This is a genomic window from Roseateles chitinivorans (genome assembly GCF_050632235.1).
GTDB lineage: Bacteria > Pseudomonadota > Gammaproteobacteria > Burkholderiales > Burkholderiaceae_C > Roseateles > Roseateles chitinivorans_A.
The window spans coordinates 4482448-4509225 of sequence record NZ_CP192584.1 but is presented as its reverse complement, the minus strand read 5'-3'; the positions used below and the strand labels follow the sequence as shown (position 1 = coordinate 4509225).

Annotated in this window: 26 protein-coding genes; 7 read left to right on the top strand and 19 right to left on the bottom strand. The window is 65.6% G+C overall.

The features are described from left to right. Positions 1–604: 604 nt before the first annotated feature. The 4 genes from ACQ859_RS20465 to ACQ859_RS20450 all read right to left on the bottom strand — a co-directional run bounded on the left by ACQ859_RS20465 (position 605) and on the right by ACQ859_RS20450 (position 2866). Entirely contained in the window at positions 605–1114 is a 510-nt protein-coding gene (locus tag ACQ859_RS20465) for a hypothetical protein (protein WP_431262500.1), read from the bottom strand. 11 nt (positions 1115–1125) lie between these two features. Beyond that, a complete protein-coding gene (locus ACQ859_RS20460) occupies positions 1126–1392 on the bottom strand; it encodes a hypothetical protein (RefSeq protein ID WP_431262499.1) in 267 nt (88 codons plus the stop codon). A gap of 163 nt (positions 1393–1555) precedes the next feature. Continuing rightward, a complete protein-coding gene (locus tag ACQ859_RS20455; protein WP_431262498.1) occupies positions 1556–2128 on the bottom strand; it encodes a YceI family protein in 573 nt (190 codons plus the stop codon). A 123-nt stretch (positions 2129–2251) separates the two neighbouring features. Further along, positions 2252–2866, bottom strand: a complete 615-nt coding sequence (locus ACQ859_RS20450) for an FMN-dependent NADH-azoreductase (RefSeq protein ID WP_431262497.1) — start codon at positions 2864–2866, stop codon at positions 2252–2254. A gap of 72 nt (positions 2867–2938) precedes the next feature. On the opposite strand from ACQ859_RS20450, the gene ACQ859_RS20445 reads away from it, so the two are divergent. Then, positions 2939–3346 carry a winged helix-turn-helix transcriptional regulator gene (locus ACQ859_RS20445; protein ID WP_431262496.1) on the top strand — a complete coding sequence of 136 codons (408 nt, stop codon included), beginning with the start codon at positions 2939–2941 and terminating at the stop codon, positions 3344–3346. 21 nt (positions 3347–3367) lie between these two features. Here ACQ859_RS20445 and ACQ859_RS20440 read toward each other — a convergent pair whose 3' ends face one another. Beyond that, positions 3368–5563, bottom strand: a complete 2196-nt coding sequence (locus ACQ859_RS20440) for a DUF4132 domain-containing protein (RefSeq protein ID WP_431262495.1) — start codon at positions 5561–5563, stop codon at positions 3368–3370. A 130-nt stretch (positions 5564–5693) separates the two neighbouring features. Continuing rightward, positions 5694–6665, bottom strand: a complete 972-nt coding sequence (locus tag ACQ859_RS20435) for a zinc-dependent alcohol dehydrogenase family protein (protein WP_431262494.1) — start codon at positions 6663–6665, stop codon at positions 5694–5696. Between the two features lie 209 nt (positions 6666–6874). On the opposite strand from ACQ859_RS20435, the gene ACQ859_RS20430 reads away from it, so the two are divergent. Continuing rightward, positions 6875–7186: an ArsR/SmtB family transcription factor gene (locus ACQ859_RS20430; RefSeq protein ID WP_431262493.1), complete on the top strand. Its 312-nt coding sequence runs from the start codon at positions 6875–6877 to the stop codon at positions 7184–7186. A 45-nt stretch (positions 7187–7231) separates the two neighbouring features. On the opposite strand, the gene ACQ859_RS20425 is transcribed toward ACQ859_RS20430, so the two are convergent. The 8 genes from ACQ859_RS20425 to ACQ859_RS20390 all read right to left on the bottom strand — a co-directional run bounded on the left by ACQ859_RS20425 (position 7232) and on the right by ACQ859_RS20390 (position 14894). Further along, the gene (locus ACQ859_RS20425; protein ID WP_431262492.1) at positions 7232–7690 is read right to left on the bottom strand and encodes a hypothetical protein; all 459 of its coding nucleotides are present in this window, start codon (positions 7688–7690) and stop codon (positions 7232–7234) included. 27 nt (positions 7691–7717) lie between these two features. Next, complete coding sequence (locus ACQ859_RS20420; protein WP_431262491.1) at positions 7718–8308, bottom strand: GNAT family N-acetyltransferase; 591 nt, start codon at positions 8306–8308, stop codon at positions 7718–7720. A 74-nt stretch (positions 8309–8382) separates the two neighbouring features. Continuing rightward, entirely contained in the window at positions 8383–9819 is a 1437-nt protein-coding gene (locus tag ACQ859_RS20415; protein ID WP_431262490.1) for a chloride channel protein, read from the bottom strand. Between the two features lie 109 nt (positions 9820–9928). After that, positions 9929–11188: a hypothetical protein gene (locus ACQ859_RS20410; protein ID WP_431262489.1), complete on the bottom strand. Its 1260-nt coding sequence runs from the start codon at positions 11186–11188 to the stop codon at positions 9929–9931. 111 nt (positions 11189–11299) lie between these two features. Continuing rightward, complete coding sequence (locus ACQ859_RS20405) at positions 11300–12964, bottom strand: hypothetical protein (protein WP_431262488.1); 1665 nt, start codon at positions 12962–12964, stop codon at positions 11300–11302. A gap of 215 nt (positions 12965–13179) precedes the next feature. Further along, complete coding sequence (locus tag ACQ859_RS20400; protein ID WP_431262487.1) at positions 13180–13614, bottom strand: hypothetical protein; 435 nt, start codon at positions 13612–13614, stop codon at positions 13180–13182. Between the two features lie 13 nt (positions 13615–13627). Next, positions 13628–13882: a hypothetical protein gene (locus tag ACQ859_RS20395; protein WP_431262486.1), complete on the bottom strand. Its 255-nt coding sequence runs from the start codon at positions 13880–13882 to the stop codon at positions 13628–13630. Positions 13883–13994: 112 nt separating this feature from the next. Then, a complete protein-coding gene (locus ACQ859_RS20390; protein ID WP_431262485.1) occupies positions 13995–14894 on the bottom strand; it encodes a GlxA family transcriptional regulator in 900 nt (299 codons plus the stop codon). Positions 14895–14905: 11 nt separating this feature from the next. Between ACQ859_RS20390 and ACQ859_RS20385 the strand changes: the two genes are divergently transcribed. Further along, the gene (locus ACQ859_RS20385; RefSeq protein WP_431262484.1) at positions 14906–15592 is read left to right on the top strand and encodes a DJ-1/PfpI family protein; all 687 of its coding nucleotides are present in this window, start codon (positions 14906–14908) and stop codon (positions 15590–15592) included. A gap of 40 nt (positions 15593–15632) precedes the next feature. Here ACQ859_RS20385 and ACQ859_RS20380 read toward each other — a convergent pair whose 3' ends face one another. Together ACQ859_RS20380 and ACQ859_RS20375 are read right to left on the bottom strand one after the other, a co-directional pair. Then, positions 15633–16928 carry an aspartate aminotransferase family protein gene (locus ACQ859_RS20380; protein WP_431262483.1) on the bottom strand — a complete coding sequence of 432 codons (1296 nt, stop codon included), beginning with the start codon at positions 16926–16928 and terminating at the stop codon, positions 15633–15635. A 107-nt stretch (positions 16929–17035) separates the two neighbouring features. Next, positions 17036–17890 carry a LysR family transcriptional regulator gene (locus tag ACQ859_RS20375; protein ID WP_431262482.1) on the bottom strand — a complete coding sequence of 285 codons (855 nt, stop codon included), beginning with the start codon at positions 17888–17890 and terminating at the stop codon, positions 17036–17038. Positions 17891–18540: 650 nt separating this feature from the next. On the opposite strand from ACQ859_RS20375, the gene ACQ859_RS20370 reads away from it, so the two are divergent. The 4 genes from ACQ859_RS20370 (at position 18541) to ACQ859_RS20355 (ending at position 24073) form a co-directional block, all read left to right on the top strand. Then, a complete protein-coding gene (locus ACQ859_RS20370) occupies positions 18541–19323 on the top strand; it encodes a hypothetical protein (protein ID WP_431262481.1) in 783 nt (260 codons plus the stop codon). An 86-nt stretch (positions 19324–19409) separates the two neighbouring features. Next, complete coding sequence (locus ACQ859_RS20365; protein ID WP_431262480.1) at positions 19410–19796, top strand: hypothetical protein; 387 nt, start codon at positions 19410–19412, stop codon at positions 19794–19796. 143 nt (positions 19797–19939) lie between these two features. Then, complete coding sequence (locus ACQ859_RS20360) at positions 19940–21904, top strand: M6 family metalloprotease domain-containing protein (RefSeq protein WP_431262479.1); 1965 nt, start codon at positions 19940–19942, stop codon at positions 21902–21904. A 63-nt stretch (positions 21905–21967) separates the two neighbouring features. Beyond that, complete coding sequence (locus ACQ859_RS20355; protein ID WP_431262478.1) at positions 21968–24073, top strand: OmpA family protein; 2106 nt, start codon at positions 21968–21970, stop codon at positions 24071–24073. 102 nt (positions 24074–24175) lie between these two features. On the opposite strand, the gene ACQ859_RS20350 is transcribed toward ACQ859_RS20355, so the two are convergent. From ACQ859_RS20350 to ACQ859_RS20340, 3 genes are all read right to left on the bottom strand, one after another. Beyond that, on the bottom strand, positions 24176–25030 hold the full coding sequence (locus ACQ859_RS20350; protein ID WP_431262477.1) for a hypothetical protein: 855 nt from the start codon (positions 25028–25030) through the stop codon (positions 24176–24178). 248 nt (positions 25031–25278) lie between these two features. Then, a complete protein-coding gene (locus ACQ859_RS20345; protein WP_431262476.1) occupies positions 25279–25713 on the bottom strand; it encodes a hypothetical protein in 435 nt (144 codons plus the stop codon). Further along, positions 25667–26749, bottom strand: a complete 1083-nt coding sequence (locus ACQ859_RS20340) for a response regulator (protein WP_431262475.1) — start codon at positions 26747–26749, stop codon at positions 25667–25669. Before ACQ859_RS20340 ends, ACQ859_RS20345 begins: the two co-directional genes overlap by 47 nt. Positions 26750–26778 lie beyond the last annotated feature (29 nt).

The window sequence follows — 26778 nt, the reverse complement described above, 5'->3', positions numbered from 1 at the left end:
GTATTGACGTTCCCCGCTGGCGGATACCTTGGAGTCCCAGGCCGATGCGCCGTAATACGAGGCAACGGGTGACGCCTCGACCCATTCATCACCCACGGCATTGGCCTGGTCCGGCGTGGTGTCGGCATCCAGCGTGCCGTGATAGCTGCCCCCCTCTGGGACTTCACCTCGGCCAGTTTCTCTGTGAGCGCAGCCAGCGAGATGGCCCGCTGCAGCACCGTGCCGGCAGGCGACTGCGGCGCGGTTGAACCGTTGATCGCGGCTGACAGGAGTCGTCTCTGGGCCAGCATGCGCGGCGAGTGATCGATGGCCGTCTGCAACGACGCATGCCGCCGCACGTCGGGCGCCTGGGCGGTCACCCGCGTCAGTGGGTGGTCCGTCACTGCGGCCGGCCGGCGTTGAGCGGTCGAGGCATCGGTCCTGCGGTCTTTCATCGGAACGTCCCTGGGTGCGGCAGATCGTCGATTCGTACCGTCTCACTATCGGGACGAGCGCGGGAGCGCGCCATCGGCCCGATGCTGAGATGTCGATTCAGGATTTCCGACGCCGCCTCCAACGGCGGGTCGTGGAAGTCTTGCGAATTGACGGAGCCAGGGGCGTGGAACTAGCGACGCTCGATGCCCGCAATAGCCGATGCAGACACCACCACCACGCGCACCGGTTGCGTGAATGCCGGACTGTTTGCATGCAACGCGGCCAGCAGCGCCGCCGCGGCGGCGGCGTCACACTCGCGCACCATCAACAGCGTGGCCCGGCGCGGTCGGAAGGCCTCCGCGGGCCCCAGCGATCCCGGGCGCCACCAGCCGCAATCCCACGGGTCGCGCGCTGACGGGCCTCGCATCGTCACGCACTCGCGCCACAGGATCTGCAGACGCCACGACAGGCCTCTCCAGCGGCCCAGACGCGCGAGGGCATGGCTGCCGTCGAGCGCGCAGGCCACGCCGTCCAGGCCGTCGTGCGGCGCGATGCTCGCAACGCGCAACGGCTTGTTCGGCGCGTCGACGTCCGAACCCTCGCACCACGCGCGCAGCGACGCGAGCAAGGCGCCGTCGACAACCCCGCGCTGAGCGGGCGGCATCATCAACGCGTTGTCGAAACCGCGGGGCAGCCGCATGGCGGGACGGTTCAACCGCCGCCGGGTTTTCCGGCACTGGCCGCGCTGGCCGGCCGGGCCTGCGGAGCCACGCCGATCGGGATGACCTTGACGCCGGACGGCGTCGCGCTGACCTCGGTCTGCCGGGGCGCCTGCGCCGGCTTCGGGGAACTCAGGCGGATGACGGAGAACATGTTCACCACGCCCTGGCGGGCCTCGGAGGCGAAGAACAGGCCGCCCACGGCCAGGACGACGGCCGCGATGCCGGCGATGAGTTTGACGGGGGAGATGCGCAACATGAGGAAGCCTTCGACGGGGCACGAAGGTTAACAGCGCGGCGCCTGGCCGCGCCCGGTCGCATTCCGGCTTCCGTCCTGCCGCAGGCCCCCGGACGTTCCCCGACGTCGCATGCGGATCAGCGGGGGCTGTCGCTGACGAGGCCGGGGGCGGTCCTCCAGGAGGTCACTCCTTGGCGATCGCTTCCACCTGGATGCGCAGGTTCACGTCCATCTTGAACCCGTAGTCCTTGCCCGCATCCAGGCCGAACTCGCCCCGGTTGAAGCTGCCGGAGGCGTCCGCGCCGCACAGTTCGCGCTTGAGCATCGGATGCGGCACGCACTTGAGCTGGTTCACCGTCAGCGTCAGGGGCCAGGTCTTGCCGTTGAGCGTGAGTTCGCCCACCACCTGGGTCGGCACGCCGCCCTTGGCGCCGTCGAAGCGGCCCTTGAAGGTCGCGCTCGGGTTCTTCTCGACGTTGAAGAACTTCTCGCCGGTCGCCCAGGCGTTCATCGCGTCCAGGCCGAAGTCGATGCTGGCCAGGTCCATCTTCACGTCGACGCTGCCCGCGCCGGTCGCCTTGTCGTAGACGATGGTGCCGGCGCTCTTGTTGAGCTTGCCGCGCCAGTTCGACAGGCCCATGTGGTCGGCCTCGAAGCTGGGGTAGGTGTGGGTCGGCTCGATGTCGTAGGTCGTGGGCGCGGCCTGGGCCGCGACGGCGAAGGCGAGAAGGGCGGGGGCGAGCAGCAGGGGTTTCATGGGGAGTCCTCGAGGTGGTTTGGGAGGGATGCCACCCTGACGACGATCGGGGCGGGCGGTTCTCGACATCGTCGCATCATTGCCCGGGGCAGCCGCTGCCCATCATCCCCTGCGATGGCCTGCTCAGGCCGCGAGCGTCGCGATCCTGTCCTGGGCGCCGGCGATCGCGGCCGCGCGCTGGTCGGGTCCGTAGGCGATCCCGTCGGCGGCGATCACCTCGATGTCGCGGATGCCGATGAAACCCAGCGTCGAACGCAGATAGGTCTCCGCATGTTCGAACGGGGCGTACGGCGAACCTTCCGCGTAGACGGCGCCGCGGGCGATGGCGAGGATCGCTCGCTTCCCGCCGGCCAGGCCTTCCACCTGGCCGTTCGCGTCGTAGCGGAAGGTCTTTCCCGCCACGAGGATCCGATCCAGCCAGGCCTTGAGCTGGCTGGGAATGGTGAAGTTGTAGAAGCCCAGGCCGATGACGAGGACGTCGGCGGCGAAGAGCTCCTTCAAGGTCTCGGCGCCGGTCGCCAGATCGGCCTGCAGCGCGGCGCCGTGCGCGTCGTCAGGCTTGGCGGTCGCCGCCAGGTAGGCGCCGGAGAGATGGGCGATCGGATCGGCCGCGAGGTCGCGGTAGACCACGGTTGCCTCGGGCGTGGCCGTCTTGAGTTTCGCGACGATGTCGGCGGACAGCGCACGGCTGACGGAATGGGCGCCGAGGATGCTGGAGTCCAGGTGGAGGATGTTCATGGTCAGTCCGGTTCCTAAAAGTGACCAGGGCTATTATTGGTACCGGACTTTTCGACGCAAGGAGGCACAACGTTGACACCCAGGCACAAGGAAGTGACCGTCCCGGAGGAGCGGCCTCGGGCGGGTCAGTGCGAGTCCATCAACGCCGTTCTCTCGCGCATCGGCGACAAGTGGACCATCCTGACGGTCATGCTGCTGGCCAAGGGTCCCCGGCGCTTCAGCGAACTCAAGCGCGAGATCGGCGGGGTGTCGCAGCGCATGCTGACGCTGACGCTGAGGAATCTCGAACGCGACGGACTCGTGACGCGCACGGTCTATCCGACGATCCCGCCCCGTGTGGACTACGAGCTCACCCGCGTGGGCCACTCGCTGCGCATCCCCGTCGAGGAACTCGGGCAATGGGCGTTCGCCAATCTCGACACGATCGCGCAGGCGCGGGCGGCGTTCGATGGCCGTCGGCAGGAGGAAGCGGGCGGTTGACCGGATGCGGGCCCCGGGACGTCAAGCGTCGCGCGCTGCCAGCAGATGCCCCGCCGTCTCGGCGATGCGCTGGAGCAGCACTTCGTCGTAGGGCAGCCAGGGCACCGCGGCGAGGCGGCGTCCCGCCGGCGCGGGCGGGATGCCGAGCTCGACGGGTTCGCCGCGCAGCGTGACGCGGGCGGTGGCGAGGTGCACCGCGTGCTCGCCCACCTGCAGGTGCCGCGCGGTCATCGCCACACGTCCGTCGGCGATCGCGTCGGCGAACACGTGCGAGAGCGTGTCGCGCCGCGCGCGGGCCATTTCACCGAGCGAATGCGCCGACAGCGCTTGGAGGCGGCGCCAGCGGGCGACTTGCGGGTGCGGCGCTCCGTGGCGGCGCGAAGCGTCCAGATCGTCGACGGTCAGTGGCAGGTCCGACGCCCCGTCGTCCAGCGCGAAACCGGCGGTGCTCACGAGCAGGTCGACCGCTCGGCAGGCTTCAGAAAACACGGTCGGCTCGACCGACGCCGGTGTGCAGGTCCGCCACCGAAGGCCGTCGCGGCGCTCGAACATCACAGCGCCGCTGTCCGCGTTGCCGTCGGCGCCCGGATACAGCCGCCCGATCACTGCAAAGGTCACTCGCACTGCGCCGAAATCGCGGACCAGGCCTTGATCGCGTGCAATGCGCCACCCCTCCTTGCGCGCCAGCCCGAGCAGCGGCCGCACCGACAGCACATGGCCTTTGAACATCGACGTGGTCGCGCCATCGCCATCGCCATCGGCCCGGTCGATCGGCGGCACGTAATGCTCGCGGAACGCCTGTCGGAAGGGCTGGCGCAGGCGACGGGCGACCACGGCGGCCTGCCAGCGGTGACGCTCGTCGACCGTCGCGGTGACCGGGTGCCAAAGCGACACGCGAACGTCGTCGTGCAGCGTGACCGGCTGCCCGTCGACATCGGCGGGCACGCCGTCGCGACCGGTCAGCATGAAGGCGGACGCCGCGCCGTCGGGCCGCGTGGCCACCCAGATGAGCGAGCGCGCCAGATCGCGTCCACCGGGCGCGTCGGCCAGGCGCTCGCGCCACACGGCGACGGGCAGGTCCAGCCCCTGCCAAAGCCCAGCCTCGACACTGGTCACGAGCATGGCCGACCGCTGCTTGTCCTTCGGCCCCGAGGTCAGGCGGAGCGCCACCTCCGGGCGCTCTGCGAGTCCGCGTTCGGCCGGCTTCAAGTGGCGGGCGAGCTTCTTGGCGACGCCCGCGTGACGCACGACGGCGAGCGCCGCCTTGAGCGCCTCGACAGCCTCGGGCGTGGGCACCGCTTCGATGGCATGGCCGAGCGCGATGGCGACCGCCTGTGAGGGCAGGGTCTTGGCCGCGGTGGGGGCCACGCACACTTCGGGGAGCAACTGCCGGATCAACGGTCCCAGCCACGGCTCGTCCCGCAGGGCCGCGACGCGCAGGGCGCGACCGATCGCCTGGGCGTCGTCGGGGGTGAAGGCGCCGTCCGCCTGGTAGGGGATGTCACCGCGGTGGATGGCGCCCACCCGGTCCGCCGCGCGTTTCAGCACCTGCTCCGCGTGAAGCACGAAGGCGGGCTCGGCGGCGAGCGCCGGTGTGGGCTCGGCCGGCAACTGCGATTCGAAGAACTGCGCGCTTGGCCCCCCGCCGGCCATCGCCAGCCAGGCATCCAGGCCGAGATCGGGCAGCACGTCCAGTTCGCTGCGCCAGTACGGCGAGCGCGATGCCCGCGGCGACAACGCCTCGCGCAGCCGATCGAACGACGGGCGGCCGGCGATGAGGGCCAGTGCGAGGCCGCCATGGATGTCGTGGCGCTCGGTCACGTTTGCTTCGCCGAGATCGCCAAGCACACGGTCGGCCTCGGCGGCCAGGGCCGGCGAGGGCACCTGGGTGAGCAGCGCGAGGAGCTCAAGCGCCGGATTCCATTGACGGGGCTGCACGTCCTTCAACGCGGCCAGCGCGGCGCGTTCGCTCAGGGCCGGCACGAGACCGGTGTCCCGCACCTGGACGAGGATGGACAAGGCCGCATCCTTCGCTGACCGAGGCCCATCGGGGTCGCTCGCGGCGCGCTGGATCTCGGCCCACAACTCGCCCAGTTCCAGCGGTTGCAGATCGGCGATGTCGACCGGGGCGCCGACGAAGCCGGGATGCGAAGGGGCAGGTGCCGTGAGCCGGTCCCTGAGGGTCGTGACGAGTGGCCGTTCGATGCTTTCGGTCATGCGCCGCCCCCGCCGATCAAGCGACACATGGTGTCGGCGTATGCGGGCAGAAGTTCGATGCGCATGAGCTTCGGGCAGTTGGGCGATGGGCGGCGTGGATCATAGAGGCGCGCCGCGCCGGCAATGATCGTCAACCCACCTCGATGACCACCTTGCCGCGCAGCGGCTGATCGCCGACCCGCCGCTGCTCAAGCGCCGTGTGTGCCGCGCCGATCTCCGCCAGCGGGAAGGTGGCCCCGATGACCGGCCGGATGCGTCCGCGCTCCAGCAGTTCCTTCAGCGCGAGCAGCTTGCCGCGGTTCTGCCCCGTGAAGACGAAGTGGTACTCCGCGTTCACGCCCCAGGCGGCCACCAGGTTCTGCGGCGTCGCGATGTCGACGATCGACACGACGCGTCCTCCGTCCGCCAGCACGTGCGGCGAGCGCTCGAGCGTGTTGCCGCCGATGGTGTCCAGGACGACGTTCGCGCCGCGGGCGCCCGTCAACTCGCGTACGTGGTCGACGTAGTCGCCCGCCTCGTAGTCGATCGCCTCATCCGCGCCGAGCGAGCGGACGAACTCGAACTGCGAGGCGCTGCAGGTGGTCAGCACCCGGGCGCCCATCGCCTTGGCCAGCTGGAGGGCGATGGACCCGACGCCGCCCGCGCCGCCGTGGACCAGGACGGTCTCCGCAGGCTGCAGGCGCGCCCGAGAGACGAGCGCTTCCCAGGCGGTGCCCCCGACCAGCGTCATGGATGCAGCCTCGGCGTGCGTCAGGTTGCGCGGCTTGTGTGTCACCAGCTCCTGCGGGACGACGTTGAACTCGGCATAGCTGCCGCCCTTGGGTCCGAAGATCTTCGGCGTGTAGAAGACCTCGTCGCCAGGCTTGAAGTCGTGCACGCCGGCGCCGACGCGCTCGACGACGCCGGACACGTCGTGCCCGATGACGGCCGGCAGGGGCACGTAGGCCGGGTAGTCGCCGCGGCGGATCTGATAGTCCAGCGGATTGATGGACGTGGCGACGACGCGCACCAGCAGTTCACCGGCATCGACGGCCGGCACGGGGATGTCCTGCAGTTGCAGGTGATCGACACCGCCGAAGGCGGTCAGGACGATGGCTTTCATGGGGACTCGCAAGGTTGGGTTGGCCGTCGTTCCGCGGATCTGTGCGGAACCCTTGCATTGTCATATCGCAAATTATCGAAATGTTGAGGGGCAGTCCGTGACCCTCCTGCCGTCGATGGTGATGGGGCAGGTCTTGCGTGGCCGGATGTGGGCTGCTATTCGCGGCGCGGGCCCACTTACACTGCCCGGTCGATTGCTTGATTCAGCCTATGTCCGAAGAAGTGCCGTTGCTCCGCGTGCTGGAGGTGCTGGCCAACGCGCAGCGTCTGGAGATCCTGCGCAAGCTCAAGACGCCCGGCAGCTTCCCTCCCCAGGACGAGGGCGACCCGCTGGTCGACGGCGTCTGCGTGTCGTCGATCCAGGCGGGGCAGGGGCTGGCGTTCTCGACGACCTCGAAGTACCTCGCCGATCTGGCGAGCGTCGGCCTGGTCATCGTCAAGCGGTCGGGCCGGTGGTCGTACTACCGGCGCGATGAGCGGGCCATCGCCTCGATGGTCAAGCGCATGGGCAGTGGGCTTTAGCCAAGCCGGAGAAGCCCGCCATCGGCGGGCGGCTGCGAGACGTCGTCAGTCCGTTTCATCGAGATCGACGCCGATCGGCGCTGCGTATTCAACGGACTGCACCACCCTGAAGAGCGTCCGGATCGACCGATGGGCGTATCGCCGATACGGCGTGTAAACCTGTCTGGAGTATCCCAGCGCTCGCACGTGAACGCGGATGGCATCGGGGAATGGGGCCGAAAGATTCGCCGGGACGTTGACGTCCGCGGCGATCGCGGAGGCCTTGGCTCTGCCGTTGGAGGCCATGGCGTTCAGGGAGTCGAAGAGGAGTCGGTAGAGCTCTTGGGCTTGGGGCCGCTCCTCGCCGTTGTGGACGCCGACGGCTTCCATCTTTCCGTCCTGATTGATGATCGCGGCGAACGGATAGAACGCGCCCTGCTTGGCAAGCATCTGCTTGGCGAAGTCCTCGCAGTAGCGAACCAGTTCGGCGAGGGCCGCTTCAGAGTCGGGGGGATGTCCAAGCATCTTGACTTTTTGCTCTCTTCATTCGGATCAAGATCCGGCGCCTTGTGCCGGAACGATCGCCGCATACACGCAGGTGCTGCGCGATTCTCCGCCGGGTGTGAGCCGGTCGTTGCGCAGGGTGCCTTCCAGCTGCATGCCGATCGCTTCGCACACGCCGCGGCTGCCGGCATTGGCCTCATCGGGAAACGCTTCGACGCGTCGTGCGCCGAGAGAGTCGAAGGCGTAGCGCATCAGTGCCGCCGTGGCCTCGGTGGTCAGGCCCTGGCGTTGGCGACCGGCCCTGCACCAGAAACCGAGTTCGAACTTGGGCACGATCCAGTCGATCGAATGCAGGCTGAGACTCACGACCAGCGAGCCCTGGCGGTCGAACGCGAGGTACACCAGCGAGGTGCGTTTGATGAATTCGGCGGCGCTCTGCCTGCAATAGGTCTCGGAGGCCGGCACCGAAGGCGCCGCCATCGCCCAAGGCAGCGATGCGGGCCACGCGCGCAGATCGTCGAGCGTCTCCAGGACCGCCTCGTGGACGATCTCCCCGTCACCGGCGCGCGGCGTGCGCAGCAGCAGGCGCTCGGTCTGCAGTTCAGAGGCGACGTTGCGAAGGATGGGATCAAGAGGCATGGGACTCGAAGTGTATGGGCGGGCAGCGAGCGATCACGGCATGAGGTCTCGCATGAAAGGCGCCGGCAATTGCGCTACGCGGGAGGCGGTGCCGTCGCCGCCGGCGCAGCCCCTTCCGCTGGATCCGGCAGCCGCGCGAGCTGCGCCTGCGCCAGCCGGTGATAGATCGGCACGCTGATCCATCGCGACACGAGGCTCGCCAGCAGCGCGGCCGCCATCAGGCTCAGGACCATCGAATGGCCATCCACCATCTCCATCACGATGATGAACGCCGTCACCGGCGCCTGCGTCACCGCCGCGAGGAAGGCCGTCATGCCGATGGCGATCATCGCCGCGGCGCCCTCGGTGGTGTGGGTCAGCTGCGCGATGTCGCTGCCGATACCGGCACCGATGGCCAGCGATGGCGCGAAGATGCCGCCGGGAACGCCCGACCAGACGGCGAGCCAGGTCGCGACGATGCGCAGCGTGACGTAGAGGAGCGGCAGGTCGAGATGGCCCTCGACGAGTCCGCGGGTGTAGTCGTAGCCGCTGCCGTCGGTGGCGCCATGGCTGACCAGTCCGAGGACGGCGATGGCCAGGCCGCAGGCGAAGGCGAAGCGCACGGGAAAGCGGGCGCGCCACCGGCTGAAGCGGTCGTTCCCGCCGAGCAGGCTGCGCTGGAGCAGCCGGGAGAACACGCCGCCGGCCAGGCCGCAGCCGATGGCCGTCAGCAGGCCTGGCAGCAGGTGGGACCAGGTCAGATGGTCGACGCGCAGCCGGCCGAAGTAGCTGGCGTTGCCGAAGACGGAGACCGCCATCAAGCCGGCCAGCACGATGGCGGCGATGATGAGGCCGCTGCTGCGTTGCTCGATCTTGCGGGTGAGTTCCTCGATGGCGAACATCACGCCCGCCAGTGGCGCGTTGAAGGCCGCCGCGATGCCGGCGGCGCCGCCGGCGACCAGCAGTCCGTCATGATTGAGCGGCGATCGCCGCGGCAGCCAGCGCTGGGCGTGCTGCATGACGCCGGCGGCGATCTGCACCGACGGTCCCTCGCGCCCGATGGCGAGGCCGCCCAGCAGCCCGCCCGACACCAGGAACAGCTTGGCGATGCTGAGCTTCAGTGAGACGAACAGTCCCTGCTGTCCGGGGCCGACTTTCGGGGACAGGGCGGCCATGACCTGGGGGATGCCGGAGCCGGCGGCTCCCGGGATGAAGCGGCGTGTCACCCACACCAGGAAAGCGGTGCAGACCGGGGTCCATACCAGCGGTGCCCAGGGCGACCAGGCGCGCATGGCAGAGAACCCCTCGATCGCCTGGTCGCTGACCCAGGTGAAGAGCACGACCGCCAGGCCCGCGGCCACGGCGAAGGCGAGCACGACGGTGCGTGCGAGCCATTGGCGCCAGTCGGCCAGGTCGTCGCGGACGGCGGAGAGGAAGTCGGGGTCGAAGTGGGCGGTTGAATCGGCGTCACGACCGCCGGTCTCGCCATGAGGCGCGGACGGCGGCCGCTGGGGTGGGGTGTCGTCGGCCATGGGCGCAGTATCCCGCTGTCCGCAAGGCGGGCCGGACGCGATGCGTACAGGGAGGGCGAGCGTCCCCGGACAATCCTTCGCAAGCTGCGACGGCCCCGAACTCTCGAACTCAGAACACCTTCACCGCCCGCAACTGCGCCTGCTCGTCCTCGGTCGGGAAGACGGTGACGCGCATGCGCCGCGGGAACAGGTCGTCGACGGCCTGCATGTGATGCCCGGCGATGCGCACCGCATCCGCCCACGCCACGACCACGGTGTCGTCCGGCCTGTCCAGCGAGGCGAAGGCCAGCAGGTCCGTGTGCGGGAGCAGCGTGTCCACGCCGTCCGACCACACCGAATAGCTCAGGACGCGTTCGCTGTCCTTGAACTGCACCAGTTGCGCGGTCCCCACGAAGGGCGCCGACGGATCCTGCGCGTTGCGCTGCTCCATCAGGTTCTTCTGCGCGGCGTAGTCCTCGGAGTCCTCGACGGCGATGAGCTCCTGGTACATCTGGCGCAGCGCCTCCGGCGCCTCGAAGGGCTGCCATTCGCGATCGACGAGCTGCAGCGGGCGGCACGACAGCCAGCGCGACTGCTCCTGTCTCAGCTGCTTGCACGCCGAAGCCATCAGCGCGAGTCCGGCGATGTCGTTCGCGTCCGCGACCAGCAGCACGTGCCGCAAGGGCACCATCGTGACGGGATGGGCCACGCCGGAGCGGTAGATCACGTCCGGCAGCAGCAGCCGCGAGGGTTCGTACGAGTCGTTCCAGGCACCTTGCCACAGGCCGGGCGCGATCTGCCGCCAGGCGCTGTCCGGCGACATGCCGCGCAGGTTGCGCAACGCATCGTCGAACGCGGTCTCGAAGCTCACGCCCCATCGGTCGAGCATGGCTTGCACGACGCGGGCGGTGCTCTGCGGCGTGTCCAGGCCGAGCATCGCGACGTAGTCGCCCGACACCGCACGCCACGGCGTGGCGTTCGCCTCGCGCGACAGCGCTTCCTGATCCAGGGACAGCGAGGCGGCGGCATTGAGCGCGTTCTTGCCCATGTCGGCGCGTGTGCGCAGCAGCGGGAGCAGGCGTGACTGGATGCCGGCGTAGTCCTCGGCGTCCTCGGGGAGCACATCCGAGATCGGCCGGAGGACGACGCCTTCCACGTACCGGTTGAACTCGGCGTCGCGCGCGCGGCTGCCCTTGGCGCGGAGCAGGTCCTTCATCAGGTGCACGAGATTCGAGTGCATCTGGACGTCGTTGAGCGAGAAGCGGACCTCCGGCGGGTCCTCCTTGGACGTCACATCGGTGGCGCCAGCGCCGTCCAGGCGCTTGACCACGCGCTGAATGACGTCCGCCACAGTCGGCTGGCCGAACTGCCAGCGGATCCAATCCATCATGAGCCACTCCCTGTCGTCTTGTTGGACGGCAATTGTCGAGTGCGGTGTCGATGGGGCCGGTTGGATTCGCCCGAAGGATGCGGAATCTGCCGCAAGGTTCCGGGATCGGTGTCAGGTCTGTTCGAGCGCCGCGATCACCTGTGCATCCACATCGTCGGGCTCATCGGCCTGCCGTTGCCGCAGGCGTTCCAGCACGGAGCCCTCGGAGGCGAAGTGCCACGTGTGGCCCGGCCATTGCCCGTGGAGGTAGACGTCCGAGAACCCGCCTTGCCATGGGCCGGTCACCGCCACGGCGTCTGCCTGAGGAGAGGCGCCATGCTGCATCAGAAGCTCGACCAGCGGGAGGCAGAGCGGCCGCATGTCGCTGCCCCGACCGCACAGCAGGCAGGCGATGGCGCCCAGCAGCGGGCCGCGATAGCGGATGCGCGGGTACCGGATGTCCTGCTCAAGCCGCCGGCTCAGCACCATCACCGTCAACGTCAACGTCACCTCCATGTTGGCATCCAACCCGCGCTCGAGCAGTCCGCGCATGAAGTCGACGATCAGCGCGCCGTCCCGGGTCACGTCGAACGGCGGGTCCTCCTCCGTCGGGAAACTCTGGGACGACACCCGGTCCTTCGCCGTGAAGAGGTTGCTCAGCACCTCATGCCGGAAGTCGTCGGGCTTCATCCAGAAGTCGGCGGAGGCGCCCGCATCCAGCAGGGCGTTGGCCATCGTCAGCGGTCGCAGGCCCGCGCAGGGCCTGCGCATCAGATTGCGCAGCAGCGGGAAGTCGTTCCATACCGGCGTGTCCAAGTTCACGCCGGCGGCGGCCATCTGAGGAATGGTCTCGGCGTCGCGGCAGCGCCAGTACAGGCGATCGATGCGCCGCTGGTCAGGCATGGTCGTCGGCCGAATGGAGCGCGCGCCGTGGGCAGCGAGCACGTCCAGCGTCTCCGCGCTGTCCTCGAAGAGCTCGACGCTGTTGAACAGCAGGCTGCCCATTTCCTGAGGGGGGACCTCGTCGGAGATCAGCATGGCGTTCACGTCCACGCCGTCCTGTGCGAGGAGCCACGCCAGCTGCCTGGGGAATCTGCTGAGGACGCGCATCAGCTCGTTCGAGCGCCACAGCGCAGCGGCGTCCGCGCCCGGCGCGCTGATCAGCGTGTGCAGGAAGGTCTCGTTCTCCCCACCGCCGTAGCTCTGGATCGCGGCGGCCACTTCTTGCACCCAGGGCAGGCAGGGGGCGAGTGCCGCCTGTGCATCCAGGAGCGCACGGAATGACTTCTCCAGGGAGGCCCGGGCGACGTGAACGAGCAGCGGCTTGCCGTCGACGATCGCGTCCGGCGAGGCGCCGGCCTTGATCTCCTTGGCGAGGGCGGTGTCCTTGCCTTCCAGCACCAGTTCGTAGAGTCGCTCGCCTTCGGTCAGGGGCGGCTGCGGGAAGAGCTTGGCGGCGATGCGCTTGCCGCCGTGGATGTGGATCGTCTTCGTTTCACCGACCTGGCTGTAGAAGGTGCGCACGCGGATGTGCTCCGCGCCGGCGGCGTGCAAGGCCTGGAAATGCGACTTCTCCAGCTCGTCGCCCGACGAGCTGTCGATCACGAAGCGCAGTGTCTGACCGTGCAGCGAGGCGCTTGTGACGTAAGGCCGTTCCCAATCGTCGAATGCACTCCGGAGCGGCTCCGGCCACTGCTCGGCTTCGGTGCCGATGGCTGCGGTCAGGCGTTGATGCAACGCGGCGAGTGCGGAAGCATCGTTGCCGATGCAGGTGAAGGTCAGCGTGTTGGAGGACATTCCTTGACCGCGAACGGCGGATGGGCGACGGGATGGGAGGGCAGCATAGTCGAGCGGGATCGCTGCCCTCGCCGCTGACGGGTTGCGCTGCAACAAGACCTGACCCCTCCGGTAAGAAGTCACTCGCAGGTGCTTCCTCCAGCATCGAATCGGTTTCTACGCCCGCGTTCAGTGCCTGGATGGTGGCAGGCCAAACGCCGGGCGGACACTCGCCGTCAGAGGGAGCGGTCCTCGAATTGCACGAAGCGCCAGCACCCCGCGTGCCGCGAGAAGCGGTACGACATCTCGATATCGGAGCCGTCCTGGAAGAGCTCCACGGCCATGTCCTCGGTCGACGAGGGCTTGAGGCGGTGGGTCAGCGCTCCTTGTTTCTCCAGCGTCGCGATGGTCTTCCACCGCATGAATTCGGCTCTCGATGTCGATCGCACGGTCGGCGCGGACGCATCCGCGCCCGCCTTGTCGGCCCCATAGGTCCATCGGACGGTCCGCAGCGGAAATGTTGTCCGGTCGGCAGCAAATCGCTGATCCGTCGAGAACGGACCGAAAAACGAGGTGAAGTCTTCAGGGTTCGACGCGCTGCACGTGGCCGCCTCGGCGGAGGCCGCGAGCAGCAGCGTGGCGGAAACCAGGAGTTTTCGGAGCACTGTCATCGTGAGGGCGAGCTTAACGCCTGAGCCCCTCTTGACGCGCCATGCGGCGATCCCGCGACCAGGCGGAGACATTGAATACGGCAATGACGATCAATGTGACCTGCAGCGTCGAGAAAGCGATGGTGACCGCGACCAGTCCGGCGCCAAGGTCGTCCGTGCCTGGAGGAACTGGCGGGAGCCAGCGCTCCATCAGAAACGCCGTCACGCCCATCCACCCGGCCAGCCCGACGACCGAGGACACGAGCAGCCGCACCAGGATCCGTTTCATTTGACTCCTCCCTATCGATGAAAGGCGGGAGCATGACCGGTGACTGTGAGGGCAGTGAGAAGTGTGCGAAACCCAGGGCGTGGGCGACCTGTCGCAGAACGACGAGGCAGGTTCAAGAGGCCTTCTGCCGACCGACGCCTTGCTCTTCCCGCAGCCGGCTGAGCGCCATCCGCGGCGGAACGCCGAACGACGCCGTGAACCGCCGCTGGAAGGTCCTGCGCGACATGTGGCAGAGGTCCGCCATCTCGTCGATGGTCCAAGGGTGCGACGGGCTCGACAGCACGCGATCCATCAGGTCGGAGAACGGCGCGCCCGCACGGTCCTGCGCGCGCAGCGCCTGGCTGTACTGGCGCTGATCGCCATCCCTTCGCCACGGCACCACCAACCGCCGCGCCACCCGTTGCGCCACCGTCCGGCCGCAGTCGCGCTCGATCAGCATCAGCGCCAGGTCGATGCCCGCGGTCACGCCCGCCGAGGTCCAGTACTTGCCGCTCTCGCTGTAGATCAATTCATCGGAGACCTGCAACGCCGGGAACCGCCGCCGCAGCAGCGCGGCGGAGCGCCAGTGGGTCGTCACGCGGCGGCCGTCGAGCAGGCCCGCTTCGGCCAGCAGGAAGGCGCCGGTGCACACGCTGCAGGTCCGCTGCGCCTTCGCGTCCGCTGCCCGGAGCCAGTCCAGGACTTCGGGCGTCCTGGCGACGCGGTGCACGCCTTCGCCACCCGGCACCATCACGGTGTGGATGTCCGCCGCGAGTGACTCGGCCAGGCCCCGGTCGACCTGCAGGCGCAGTCCGTCTCCGGCCGTCGCGGCCACGTCGGCGGCGCCGCAGGTGGCCAGCCGGTAGCGCACCTGACCGCTCTCTTCATTGGCCGAGACGAACGCCTGCCACGGTCCCGCGAGGTCGATCGGCTGGAAGCCATCGAACAGGAGGAAGGCGATATGGATTGGCGCAATCTGACCCGTTTCTGGCACGCGTGCCTCCTGTCGCTTCTTTATCGTGACGAGTCTCAAGGAGCCTCTTCATGCAAGTCAATGTCCTGCTGTTCCCCGGCGTCACGCAACTCGACCTGACCGGGCCCTACGAGGTGCTCGCGCGGGTGCCCGGCGCCACGGTCTCGCTGGTATCGGCGAGCCTGGATCCGGTCGCCTCCGACCGCGGCCTGGTGCTGACGCCGACTGCGACCTTCGCGAGCGCCGGTGCCTGCGACATCTTCGTCGTTCCCGGCGGTCCGGGGGCCGACGACCTGCTGACGCAGGCGCCGTGGATCGATTTCATCGCCGCGCAGGCGGAGCGCGCGTCCTACGTGATGGGCATCTGCACCGGCTCGCTGCTGCTGGGCGCCGCCGGACTGCTGCGCGGCAAGCGCGCGAGCTGCCACTGGACCGCACGCGAGTTCCTGCCGGCATTCGGCGCATTGCGCGAGGATGCGCGCGTCTGCGTGGACGGGCATCTCCTGACGTCCGGCGGTGTGACGTCGGGCATCGACATGGCGCTGCAGGCCGTCGCGCTGATGCGCGACGAGGACACCGCTCGCCAGATCCAGCTGCAGATCGAATACGACCCGCAACCGCCGTTCCCCGGCGGTACGCCGGAGACCTCGCCGCCACACATCGTGCAGCGGTGCATCGAGGCCGGTCGGGCCCGATACCCGATACGTGCGGCCGCGGTCGCGCAGGCGACGGAGCGCCTGGCGCGTCGCGAGGCCTGAGACGCGGGAGGAGGGCGCTGGGCGCTGGACGCTCGACGCGTCAGACGACGTCTTCGATCGCCCGCTTCAGCAGCGACAGCCCCAGGTCGATCTCCTCGTCGCTGACAGTCAACGGCGGCGCGATGCGGAAGACGCCGCCCATCAGCGGCAGCTGCACGATGTTCATGCTCAGGCCGTGCGCCATGCAGGCGCGGGTGATCGCCGCACCGAGTTCCGGCGCGGCTTCCTTGCCGGCCTGGCTGCGCACGATCTCCACGCCCAGCAGCAGGCCGCGGCCGCGGACATCGCCGATGCAGTCGAACTCGCGCTGCAGCGAGCGCAGCCCCGCCTCCAGCCGCGCGCCGGCGACGCGCGCGCGCTCGACCAGGCCGTCGCGCTCGACGATCTCCAGCACCTTGAGGCCCACCGCCGCAGGCAGCGGGTCGGAGACGTGCGTCGTGTAGAACAGGAAGCCGCGTTCATGGCAGCGCTCCTCGATCTCCGCGGTGGTCAGCACCGCGGACAGCGGAATGCCCGCGCCCAGCGTCTTGGACAGGGTCAGGATGTCCGGTGAGATGCCGTCGCGCTCGCACGCGAACATCATCCCGGTGCGTCCGACGCCCGTCTGCGCCTCGTCGAGGATCAAGAGCATGCCGCGCTCGCGGCACTTCGTCTGGAGCGCGCGCAGGTAGCCCACGGGCAGGTCGATCAGGCCGCCGGAGCTCAGGATGGGTTCGGCGATGAAGGCCGCGAGGTTGCCGCTGGACTGGCGGTCGATAAGGTCGAAGGCGTAGTCCAGCTCGGCCTGCCAGTCGTCGGCACCGCCGAAGCGAGGCCGGTAGGGATTGGGTGCGGGAATCGCGAGGGAGCCGACCGCCGCGGGACCGTAGCCCTTGCGGCCGGCGCAGTAGGTGGCGGACGCCGCCGCGCCGGTCATGCCGTGCCACGACTGCGCGAAGCCGACGATCTCGTACTTGCCGGTGTACAGCTTGGCGAGCTTGATCGCGGCCTCGTTGGCCTCGGCGCCTGTGCTCAGCAGCAGACTGCGCTCGAGGCCTGCCGGCGCGACCTCGGCCAGCTTCGTCGCCAGATCGACCACCGGCCGGCTGAGCATGCCGCTGAAGAGGTGGTCCAGGTTGGCCGCGTGGTCGGCGATCACTGCGGCGACTTCGGGGTGGCCGTGTCCCAGCAGCGAGCTCATCTGGCCCGAGGTGAAGTCCAGGATCGCGCGTCCGTCGGCGTCGTGGACGAAGCTTCCCCGCGCGCGCTCGATGATGAGCGGCTCGAAGCTGCCGCCGTAGCGGATCAGATGCTGGCGGGAACGGGTCCAGAACGTGGGGTCGGTGTTGCGTGACATGGGAGCTTCCTTGGACTCGTGACGGGCATGAGCCTACGGAGATCCCGACCGCCCGGGTAGCGAGTAGTGCTGATGGCTGGCATCAGCAGCGTGCATCGGTGCCCGGCTCAGGCGGCAGGCAGGGCCTTGCGCACATGCGCCGCGAAGGCGGCGGTCAGTGGCGACGGACGCTCCCGGTCGATCGCCAGCGTCACCCCGATCACCGGCAAGGGCGGCAGGCCGCTGTCCTCGCCGAGGATCTCCAGGTCCTCCGGCACGGACGTCCGCGTGAGCACGGTCACCGCCTGTCCGGAGCGCGCCATGCCGATCAGTCCGGCCAGGCTGCTGCTCGCGTAGGCGAGCCGGAACTCCCGGCCGACGCCTTCGAGGGCCTGTCGCGCGAGCACATGGTCCAGCGCGTCCTGCGCGCCCAGCGCGAGGGGCAGGGGTGTCATGCCGGCGACGGCCGAGCCGCGCCGGGCGACCCAGACCAGCGGCTCGCGGCGGATGACGCCGTCCTCGTCCGCGTTCTCCACCGACACGAGGGCGAGGTCCACCGCATGTCGCGCCAGCAGCTCGTGCAATCGCGGCGTCGGGGCGCAGACGACTTCGAGCTGGACGCGCGGATGCAGGCTCGCGAAACCCTGCAGCAGGTGCGGCAGGAAGACGACGGCGTAGTCCTCGGGGCAACTGAAGCGCAGCACGCCGGAGACGTCCACGCCGCGCAGTTCGGCGAGGGCTTCGTCGTGGTGGCGCGTCAGCTCGCGGGCGTGGGCCAGCAGCCGTTCGCCGGCGGCGGTCAAGGTGACGCCGCGGGCGGAGCGGTGGAGTAAAGGCTGGCCGGCGACGTCCTCCAGGCGCTGCATCTGCATGCTCAGCGCGGACTGCGTGCGGCCGACGCGTTCGGCGGCCTTGCTGAGCGCGCCGGTCTCGGCGACGGCGACGAGGCTGCGGAGCAGGTCGAAGTCGAGGTGGGCGGTCACGGGCGGGGTGAGCTTGGCGGTGGGAGGAGATGAGGGGAATGAGCATCGTACGCGTAGCTCCATGGCTCGCCACCGCGACCGCGCCGACGATACGAACGCGCATCGTCGAACCCGACAAGCTGCTGCGCTCGTGTCGCCCGATCAGTGACGGGTCCGGCAAGTTGCTGCTTACGGCAACTCCCACTTCTGCGGCGGAATCTTGAAATCAAACCGTTATCCCACCTTGAGGCTCTTCGTCTCGCTCCGCACTTGGACGGCGACTTAAGGCTGATTGCAGTCGTTCGCGGCTTGGTCCTTGGACGGCGGCAGCCGCTAACACCGGTCATTAGCATCAACGGTGACCTACGTCTGATGGGTCAAGGCCCTCATCCGCTTCCATGGGCGACAGCATCCCGCCAAGACGGGTTGGGCCAGAGGTGGAAGCCTTATTGACGCACTCGCCTGACGACTGCTTGTTGGCACCGTCAATCCACAGCCAAGCCCTGTTCGCGCTGCTGTCCTTCCATATAAAGGTGCTACGTCATCACCTGCTCTGGCTGCTACACCCCCTGCATGGCCGGCGCCGACGAGGCCTCATAAATATTGTGGATGCCACATTCCTATGCTCGCCCTAATGTCCTGTTTGGACTCGCACCCAGGGAGGTTGAGAAATGTTGAGGCTGACGACTGGAGCCCTGCTTGCTCTTGCGCTGTCTGGCTGCGCTTCTCTGAGGCATTCCATAGAGCCGGAGCGGATTCTTCCGCTTCCAGGTGAATCTGTGGTTGTGCCGAAGTCGCTGACGGACGACAACGGCGTGAAATGCGCACTCGCCCCTTCCGTCGCTAGCGACGGTTCTATTCCTACGGAGGTGGAGCAGTTCAGCCAAGCCATGTACTGCGCATATACCGCAGACGCCAGTCAGCAAGGTCCCTGGATCAGGCGTTTTGTTGAAAAGGGTGTGACGCTCTCCGATCGGGCATGCACGCTTTTCTTCGACACGCTCGAGCGACGTCGGGTCGATGCGGCGTATGCGCAAACGAATATGAACATCGGTGGAACTGCCGTTACGGCGATTCTGTCGGCGGCGGGGCACAACGCTCGTTCTGCCTTTAATGTGGCTACTGCGCTCGCTTTTGGCAATGCATGGTTTGAAAACTACAAGGGCAACTTTGTTCTCACGCCACAGCTCGGCAAGCTTCACGAGAAGCTAAAAACTGACTTGAGGAAGCCCATTGGAGATCGCATTAGGGAGCGGGCGGTAGACGGTGATTACGCCACCTTTGACGTGGCAAAGAGTGACCTTCAGGAGTACGACGAGTTGTGCTCGCACAAGGCTATCGTGCTACTGCTTGAGCGCAGCGTAGAGGCGGCGCAGATTCGGCCTTTTGCCGTGGGTCCTGCAACGGCCGATGTTGAACAAGCTGAGGTGATCGAAGCCGAACTTTTTCGATAGCTAACCCCGGAGGCTCAGGAACCTTCGCCAAGGGAGAGGTCGAGGAGATCTACGTCGTCGCAACGACGGGAGGCAAAGAGCGGCGCATGCCGGTGGCCAAGGCGATGGCTGAGCTTGATTCCAAAGTTGCCCCATATCTGAAGAATCTGAAGTTGGATGCGGACGTGCCGGATGCCCGTGGCATCGCCTACCTCACGAGCATCGGCAAGCTCCGTCTTCTCAACGATTCGGAGAAGGTCAGAAAGCTGAGGTTGGAGGTCGACCTAAAAGTCGAAGCAAACCAAAAAGTCGCAGTGGCCGAAGCAGGAAGGCAACCCGGTCCCCAGGCGGCGTCTTCTCAGTCTGCAGTGACATCCGAGGCTGAGGAGCGCGCAAGAGCAGCTCGAATGGCAAAGATCAGGAATTCTGCATCGTCCAGCCAACAGAGCATCTCCTTCGGCTACGAGGTCGTGAGGCCGACATCGGCACGGTAGCGCTGCGAATTCGCGCTACAACTGTTTCTCGCAGCAGACTGATCCTTCGATTTCTATTGCCGACAACTCGCGATTCGTCCCGGAGTTTCTGGGCGAAGGCCACGCGTATCGCGCGCCCTTGAAAATTCCAGGAGTAAGCAAAGATGAAGATATCGTTCTGCGCGCTATTTATCGCAGGTGTGCTGCTTGTGGCGGCGCCCTTCCCGGCGGTAGCCACCGAGGCCCCCGCAGCAGGAAAAGGTTTTCCGGAGGCCTACCTCAATAGACTACAGCGTGACCCAAACTCGTTCTCCTTCAAACGATCGCTGCTGAACGTGACGGAACGAGCTCGGGTAGCCAGACAACTGGCGAGTGAAACGAGCTTCGCCGCGTCGGGTGCAAATCCTCTAGCCGACCAAATTTCCTCACTCCTTGGTGGCAAGTTGGGAGAGCAGCCGCCCACCGCCGTTCAGGGAGAAAGGCAAGTGCCCGTCTTGATGGCTCGCTACTCCAACGGTTCCGCAAATGCGCCCTATCCCGCCTCCCAGTTGCAAAAGCAACTTTTCCAAGGACCATGGCCGACAGGCACGATGACCGACTACTACAAGGAGGTGTCTGGCGGGAAACTGAAGGTCGGAGGTTCTGTGAAAGATTGGGTGCCTCTCCCCAACGCTAGCGCATTCTACGAGGGGCAGCCTTACCGCAACTCAGCCGGAAATATGGAGGAGTGTCACGGGATGTGCGACAGTGCACAGATAGTCCAGTTCATCAAAGAGACCATCTCTAGCCAAGGCAAAATCGACTGGGGCCAATATGACAACGACGGACCTGACGGCATTCCAAACTCGGGAGATGACGACGGCTTCGTCGACTTTGCCGCGTTTGTGCATGAGGGGATAGGCGGAGAATGCAACACCCCGAACAACAAGAACATCTGGTCGCACCGATACAGTATCTCCGGATGGGGAGGGGTCGAATTCACTACAGCGACGCCAAAGAATGGGGGCGGCTTCATCAAGATCGACGACTACGTTATCATGCCGGCGCTCGCGTGCGACGGCTCGACGATGGTGCAGATCGGCGTATTCGCGCACGAGTTCGGCCATGCTTTCGGCCTACCGGATCTGTATGACACCGATGGGACCGATGGGAAGAGTTCTGGCCTCGGCGGTTGGTGCCTCATGGCCAGTGGCTCCTGGGGGGCAGACGGACTTTCGCCCGCGCGTCCCACCCATATGTCGGCCTGGGCCAAGGCATTCCTCGGTTGGATTGTGGTTGAGGAGATCGATGCTGATCAACTCAAAGCCACAGTTCCGCCGATTCAGACTTCGCGCAAGGCGTTCAAGATACGGGGTACCGGCAAGATTCACTACCTGATAAATGGAACGACACCAACGGGCTTTGACTCTCAACTTCCCGGTCCCGGCCTTCAGATCTGGCGAATCAACGAGACTGTTGTGAAAGCGGGATTGGCCTCGAATCGAGTTGAAGCTGACAACTCCAACCCGGGAATCTGGCTTATGCAGGCCGACGGAAAGAACTCTCTTGCCAAGGCGGGTCACTACTCCTCAAGGGAGGATCTTTACCCATTTCCGATAAACGGAAAAAGCAACTTCGACAACGCGAGCAAGCCTGCCTCTGTAGGTACGCTTGCGATCTGCGACGTTGGCATGAACAGTGGACGTATCGGCGTCTCAGCATATGTATCTCGAAGCGCTTGCCCAGCTTCCCAGCTCACTCAAGTTGCCGATGTGGCAGCGCCTGCAGCATCCAGTGCAGCTGTTTCGCCGTCCAACATGGCTGGGACCATTGCACAGGCGAGCAACATGAGCCTCGGCTCGTCGATTGTCGTTAGCGGGACCTTGGTCAACACTGGGCCCAACTACTTTGATCGGAAGACTCGCCACATCGTTTTAGTCGACGACAGCGGCCATGAGATTGCCGTTAGCGTGCCGGCACACCTTGAGACACCTCCAGCCGGCCCTGGCACCGCCGACACGTCGGGATCGAAGCCTCTGAGCAGCTTTCTGCAGAAGCGCGTCGAAATATCCGGCGTCATTGAGCAGGCAGGTACTGACTCCAATCGACGGGTGCTGCGAGCTCAAGAAGTGAAGATTCGTGCGAACTGATCTGACGACTCTATTGAGCGCAAGAGCGGGGAGCGCGAAGTGAAAGCGTCATGGCAACCCCCGATGCGATGGCTGCTCTTGCTCGGAATATTAGCTTTCGCGTTCTTCGCCTGGATGCTGGTTCGTTCCTCAGGCTTGCCTGATGCGCCAGCCGATGCGAAGGTGACAGATCCGATAGAGCAACGCACTACAAGCAGCGAAGAGCCTTCAGATTCCGCATGTCCTCCGGATATTCGTTCGCCTAGACCGATGCGCCTTATTCTCAGGGTGCACTTCTTGACTCCGTTAGGTCCAGCATCTCAAAGGACGGTGGAATCTATGATGGATTTAGAACGCGCCCGCAATCTGTATCAATCACTCGGTATTCAACTCGACTTTCTCTTCTCTTCAGCACCATCGGATGTCAATTGGGGGGATCTGCCTACCGACCTCGAACCGATCTCTCAGCGCAAGTACGTTGACCTCGTCAGGGCACATGCGCATTCCAGATTTTTCTCACAGGACGCAAGTAGGCGGCCAAATCCAAGTCCGGCCAGTCTGGCTCAAGCGGACATCTACATCACGTTGGCAGGAACACCTGCAAGAAACTTCTTTCGGCCGCTCGAGTCTCGAGGCAATGAAACAGTTGATTTTTTTGGGTACTCGCCTTTGTTTGGCTTTTATGACGAATCCGGAGAATTCGTTACAGAAAATCGCTTGCCTCGCAATGATGCGATCATCTTTCTGGGGAATATATGGCGACGTGAGACGGCCGAAGGATCTCGACGCCTCGCCTTAACCAGGACGTTTGCCCACGAACTGTCCCATCTATTGAACATCACCCACGGGGACGCGATCCTTGCGAGGAGGAGTCGCGAGAGCTTTCCCTACTACTCAATAGAGCATGCCACATTGGCGGATGCAGACTTCTTATGGGAGTTCACTGTCGGAAGTATCCAGCACTTGATGGCAAGCGAAATGAGATTCATCGCTCCGGGCGCCGGAAACGAGCCCTTCATCTTCGAACACTTGACGTACCGGCCTTGCAAACCACAACCTAATCCGATCCGAGTGAATACCGATGACGCCTCAGACCTCGCGCTGTCCGATGCCGCGCGGCCCTGGAGCGTCGATCCGAACACTATGGAAATGCGGATCCAGACAGTACCCAGCATGGCGCTCATTGGAAGTCCGATTGCTGGGGAGCTTCAGTTGAAAAACACCGGCAGTGCACCTGTCAGCGTTCCAAAACGCTGGGGCCAGCTTGGCGCTGGTTGGCTTCGCATCGATGTCAAGGACAGCGCAGGCTCGGTCAAACGACTGAGCGCCATCACCAATTACCAGGAAATCGTTGACTCGAACGAGTTCTTTGAGCTTCCGGCCGGCGGAGCGGTCAAAGCAAAAGTTGAGTTATCTCTCAGCCAGAGTGGACTTGTGTTTGTTCAAACGGGTCGTCACGAGCTTCACGCATCATTGATAGATCGAGCGACACAAGCTGCGGTCCTCGCCGCGAGTAGCGCTGCAATCGTTGACGTTGTCGAGCCGACATCTGACCGAGATTTAGACGCAGCTACCTTGCTGGGGGATAGTAGTCGGAGGTGGGAATACGCCGTTTCGTTGGCGTTAGGCCCGTTGAACGAGGAGGTTGCTAGCGTCTTCCGGGAGCTAGCTGCTAGGTTTCCAGAAACATCTTTGGGTAACGCCGCATCTCTATCTCTGAGCTCCTTAACGGGCAGCACAGCCAAGTCGCGCTGCATCAATCAGATCGAAAGAGTTGCGGACGATGCTCTGTCGAGATTTTTGCTCGAAGACGTAGGGCGATCGCAGCTAACTCCGAATAGGTCTGGCTGGGAAATACGATTTGCGACCGCCTCATGGGAAGTCAACGCTGCAGACACTACACGCATACGCGCTTCTATCCGAGAGAGCCTAACGACAGTTCGCAGGGCAATACTCATCGACGGTCATACGGACTCAAGAGGTGATTGCGCGATGAATCAGAAGTTGAGCCGTGATCGGGCAGAGGCGGTGGCCCGAATTGTGCGAGCCGCGCTGAAGGACAGCGATGATCCCGCCGTGCGACAGATTCGTGTTCTAAGCCTTGGTTGGGGCGACACCAAGCCAATCGACCCCCGGTCCACCGAAGATGCTTGGAAAGTCAATCGGCGGGTTCTAGTGACGGTGCTCTGAACATTGGCTCTACATGAAATCCCGGCTCCGCGATCGCAAGCGATGGTAATGCACTGATAGTGATGTCGCGCAAGGCTGCTGCCGAAGCTTTTGCGTGAAAGATTAAGATCGATTTTCCTCGTTCCGAGGAGCCCTTAGCCATACGATCTTTTGGCGACCATTTTCACCGCCCTTCATGCCAATTTTCGGCGAAGCAGAAGTGCTTATCGGCGCAGACTCGGGTGGCAAAAACACACCGAAGAACTGCAGATCCGCTCCCCATTCCCTCGCCCCTTCAAGTTCTTTGAGCACGTCGTCTGATACCAGATGCAATTGCATCGTACTGACCTCAAGCCGCGAAGCCAATATTCTTTTCATCTCATCGGCCTTCAGTCCCATCAAGGTTTTAAGTACATACTTATGGAAGCCGCTGACCGCCTTTAAGACCGCTTGCGAACTCTGATGAGACCAAAACATCGAGCGTTTCGAAATCCCTAACGAAGGCCAAAGCTCGCTTTCAAGTGAGATCGGAACAAACGAGTGCGTATCGCCGACCTTTTCGCTGCCCAATTCAGCAGGAATAGTCGACGTTCGCGGATGTACGTGGTCGTTGCGGATTTTCACAAGTTCAGCAATTTGCTGAACCTCGCGGATGCCATACGCAATCGAAGAATGACCGCGAAGGCGCAAGCACGCGTCGATCTTGCCAAGTGGCGTCATTCGATCTACCTCGCTTCGAAGAGTCTTCGGTATATCCAAAGTCTCGAGCAGGCAGTTGGCTGCGCTCTCCACGCTCAGGGCAGCAGCCAGAATAGCCGCGCGGGCAAACCGCTGGCTAGCATAGCCCTCATCATCCAGCTTCGATGCGTTCGCCGCCTGCTTGTGTTGAAACGCCGCGTCGGCAAGGAGGTCGAAGAACGCTCCGTCCCGCCACATGCACGGCACCGTTCCTTCGTTCGGCGATGTTCCGTCATTCATAGGTCACCCCACACAGCCCTCTATAGCGTCACGCGGCCAGAACGCGTCGCTCGCCGACGGCAATTGCCCGTTCAGGTAACGCGCTTGGCCGTGCCAGCCACGGCGTTCACGCACACACTTTACGTTGTGTGTCGCCCGTAGTGGCCTGGCCCCTTAGCACCCAGCCAATGTCCGCTCCCGCTGCGAAGCGGTCATGTGCGATGGTGCCGCTGATTGCGGCTCTTGGTCAGTGCGTTGCTCCGCCATCCCTACCTCTCCGCCCCCATCCCACTCCTCGCATCCCACCTCTGCATGTTCTCAAGCGCGCTCTCGATCGGCTCTGAGGTCACGCGCTCCGCGCCGAGGAACGGCCGATCCATCGCCGCCACGAAGTGAAAGACGAGTCCCAGCGCGAGTGCGAGCACCACGATCGCACTCCGACTGCATGCCGTGACCGGCAGCACCGCCACCGGCGCCAGCGTGAGCAGCGAGCTCACCATCACCACCACCCACAGCGTCGTCGGCACCTTTCCATCGCTGGCCGAGAGCCTGGCTCTGCGCTGCGTCAGCAGGTCGTTCGTCTCCGTCCACATCTGCTGTACCAGCACCGTCTCCGTCGGACTCACCGGCCGCAGATCCCCCAGCGTCCGATACACGTCATCGAACGCATCCAGCGTCGGCTGGCTCGGCTGCTCCCGCTGCATCGCCGCCCACTCCTTCCCGATCACGCTGCGCCCGTATCCGCGCAGCCGCTCCCTTGCCAGCCTCGACTCCGGCGTCCCATACACCGACAGCGTCCTTGCCAATTGCGCCATCGCCGTCGCCTCCCGGCTCACCGCCTGTTCCGCCGCGCTGAACGAGTCCCACACCGACACCGCCGAGAACGCCAGCAGCAGCGAGTTGATCGTCGCGATCACGCCCAGCGACGCGAGCGCGACGTTCCGGTCCGACTCCGTCGCCCGCGCCCGCCAACGCCGCGGGAACAGCGCCTGCGCGCCCAGCCCGAGCACCACCCAGCCGAGCACCAGCGACAACCCCAGCACCCAGTTCGGCCAGTCGTAGATGATCAGCGGCATGACGTGCCCCCTCGCTGAGGCCTTCGCTCAGCGCGTACCGCGTCATCCCCGCCACCCCGCGCACGCCCAGCTTGCGCGTCACGTTCTCCCGGTGCGTCGCCACCGTCTTCGCGCTCAGCTTGAGCCGGTCCGCGATCTCCTGCGTGCTCAGGTCCTCGGCGAAGAGCTGGACGATCTCGCGCTCGCGCGCCGTCAGCGCGGGACCCGCCGGGATCGGCATCCCGGCCTCCGGCAGCCGGTGCCGCGTCCGGATCTCGTCGACCAGCCCGCCCATCAGCCCCGGGCTCAGGTAAATGCGCCCGCCGGCCACGTCGCGTACCGCGCGCAGCAGCTCCTCGCTCGACGCGTCCTTGAGCACGTAGCCCGACGCCCCCGCCTGCAGCGCCGTCACCACGCTGCGCTGGTCGCCATGCATCGACAGGCAGATCGCCTGCACCGACGGGTGATGCGCGCGCACGCGCCGGGTCGCCTCGATGCCGTTCAAGCCCGGCATCGCGATGTCGGTGATCAGCAGGTCGGGCTGCAGATGGCGCACGAGCTTGACGGCGGCCGCGCCGTCCTCGGCCAGCCCGACGACGTCCAGCCCCGCGTCGCGGGACAGCAGCGCGCGCAGGCCTTCGCGCACGAGTTGGTGGTCGTCCGCCAGGACGATGCGGAGGGTCATCGGAATCTCCCTGAAATTGAAAGGCGGTG

Coding starts and splice junctions, on each gene's coding strand:
- ACQ859_RS20465 (WP_431262500.1), bottom strand. CDS start 1,114: ATGCGGCTGCCCCGCGGTTTCGACAACGCGTTGATGATGCCGCCCGCT.
- ACQ859_RS20460 (WP_431262499.1), bottom strand. CDS start 1,392: ATGTTGCGCATCTCCCCCGTCAAACTCATCGCCGGCATCGCGGCCGTC.
- ACQ859_RS20455 (WP_431262498.1), bottom strand. CDS start 2,128: ATGAAACCCCTGCTGCTCGCCCCCGCCCTTCTCGCCTTCGCCGTCGCG.
- ACQ859_RS20450 (WP_431262497.1), bottom strand. CDS start 2,866: ATGAACATCCTCCACCTGGACTCCAGCATCCTCGGCGCCCATTCCGTC.
- ACQ859_RS20440 (WP_431262495.1), bottom strand. CDS start 5,563: ATGACCGAAAGCATCGAACGGCCACTCGTCACGACCCTCAGGGACCGG.
- ACQ859_RS20435 (WP_431262494.1), bottom strand. CDS start 6,665: ATGAAAGCCATCGTCCTGACCGCCTTCGGCGGTGTCGATCACCTGCAA.
- ACQ859_RS20430 (WP_431262493.1), top strand. CDS start 6,875: ATGTCCGAAGAAGTGCCGTTGCTCCGCGTGCTGGAGGTGCTGGCCAAC.
- ACQ859_RS20425 (WP_431262492.1), bottom strand. CDS start 7,690: ATGCTTGGACATCCCCCCGACTCTGAAGCGGCCCTCGCCGAACTGGTT.
- ACQ859_RS20420 (WP_431262491.1), bottom strand. CDS start 8,308: ATGCCTCTTGATCCCATCCTTCGCAACGTCGCCTCTGAACTGCAGACC.
- ACQ859_RS20415 (WP_431262490.1), bottom strand. CDS start 9,819: ATGGCCGACGACACCCCACCCCAGCGGCCGCCGTCCGCGCCTCATGGC.
- ACQ859_RS20410 (WP_431262489.1), bottom strand. CDS start 11,188: ATGATGGATTGGATCCGCTGGCAGTTCGGCCAGCCGACTGTGGCGGAC.
- ACQ859_RS20405 (WP_431262488.1), bottom strand. CDS start 12,964: ATGTCCTCCAACACGCTGACCTTCACCTGCATCGGCAACGATGCTTCC.
- ACQ859_RS20400 (WP_431262487.1), bottom strand. CDS start 13,614: ATGACAGTGCTCCGAAAACTCCTGGTTTCCGCCACGCTGCTGCTCGCG.
- ACQ859_RS20395 (WP_431262486.1), bottom strand. CDS start 13,882: ATGAAACGGATCCTGGTGCGGCTGCTCGTGTCCTCGGTCGTCGGGCTG.
- ACQ859_RS20385 (WP_431262484.1), top strand. CDS start 14,906: ATGCAAGTCAATGTCCTGCTGTTCCCCGGCGTCACGCAACTCGACCTG.
- ACQ859_RS20380 (WP_431262483.1), bottom strand. CDS start 16,928: ATGTCACGCAACACCGACCCCACGTTCTGGACCCGTTCCCGCCAGCAT.
- ACQ859_RS20370 (WP_431262481.1), top strand. CDS start 18,541: ATGTTGAGGCTGACGACTGGAGCCCTGCTTGCTCTTGCGCTGTCTGGC.
- ACQ859_RS20365 (WP_431262480.1), top strand. CDS start 19,410: ATGCCGGTGGCCAAGGCGATGGCTGAGCTTGATTCCAAAGTTGCCCCA.
- ACQ859_RS20360 (WP_431262479.1), top strand. CDS start 19,940: ATGAAGATATCGTTCTGCGCGCTATTTATCGCAGGTGTGCTGCTTGTG.
- ACQ859_RS20355 (WP_431262478.1), top strand. CDS start 21,968: ATGCGATGGCTGCTCTTGCTCGGAATATTAGCTTTCGCGTTCTTCGCC.
- ACQ859_RS20350 (WP_431262477.1), bottom strand. CDS start 25,030: ATGAATGACGGAACATCGCCGAACGAAGGAACGGTGCCGTGCATGTGG.
- ACQ859_RS20345 (WP_431262476.1), bottom strand. CDS start 25,713: ATGCAGCGGGAGCAGCCGAGCCAGCCGACGCTGGATGCGTTCGATGAC.
- ACQ859_RS20340 (WP_431262475.1), bottom strand. CDS start 26,749: ATGACCCTCCGCATCGTCCTGGCGGACGACCACCAACTCGTGCGCGAA.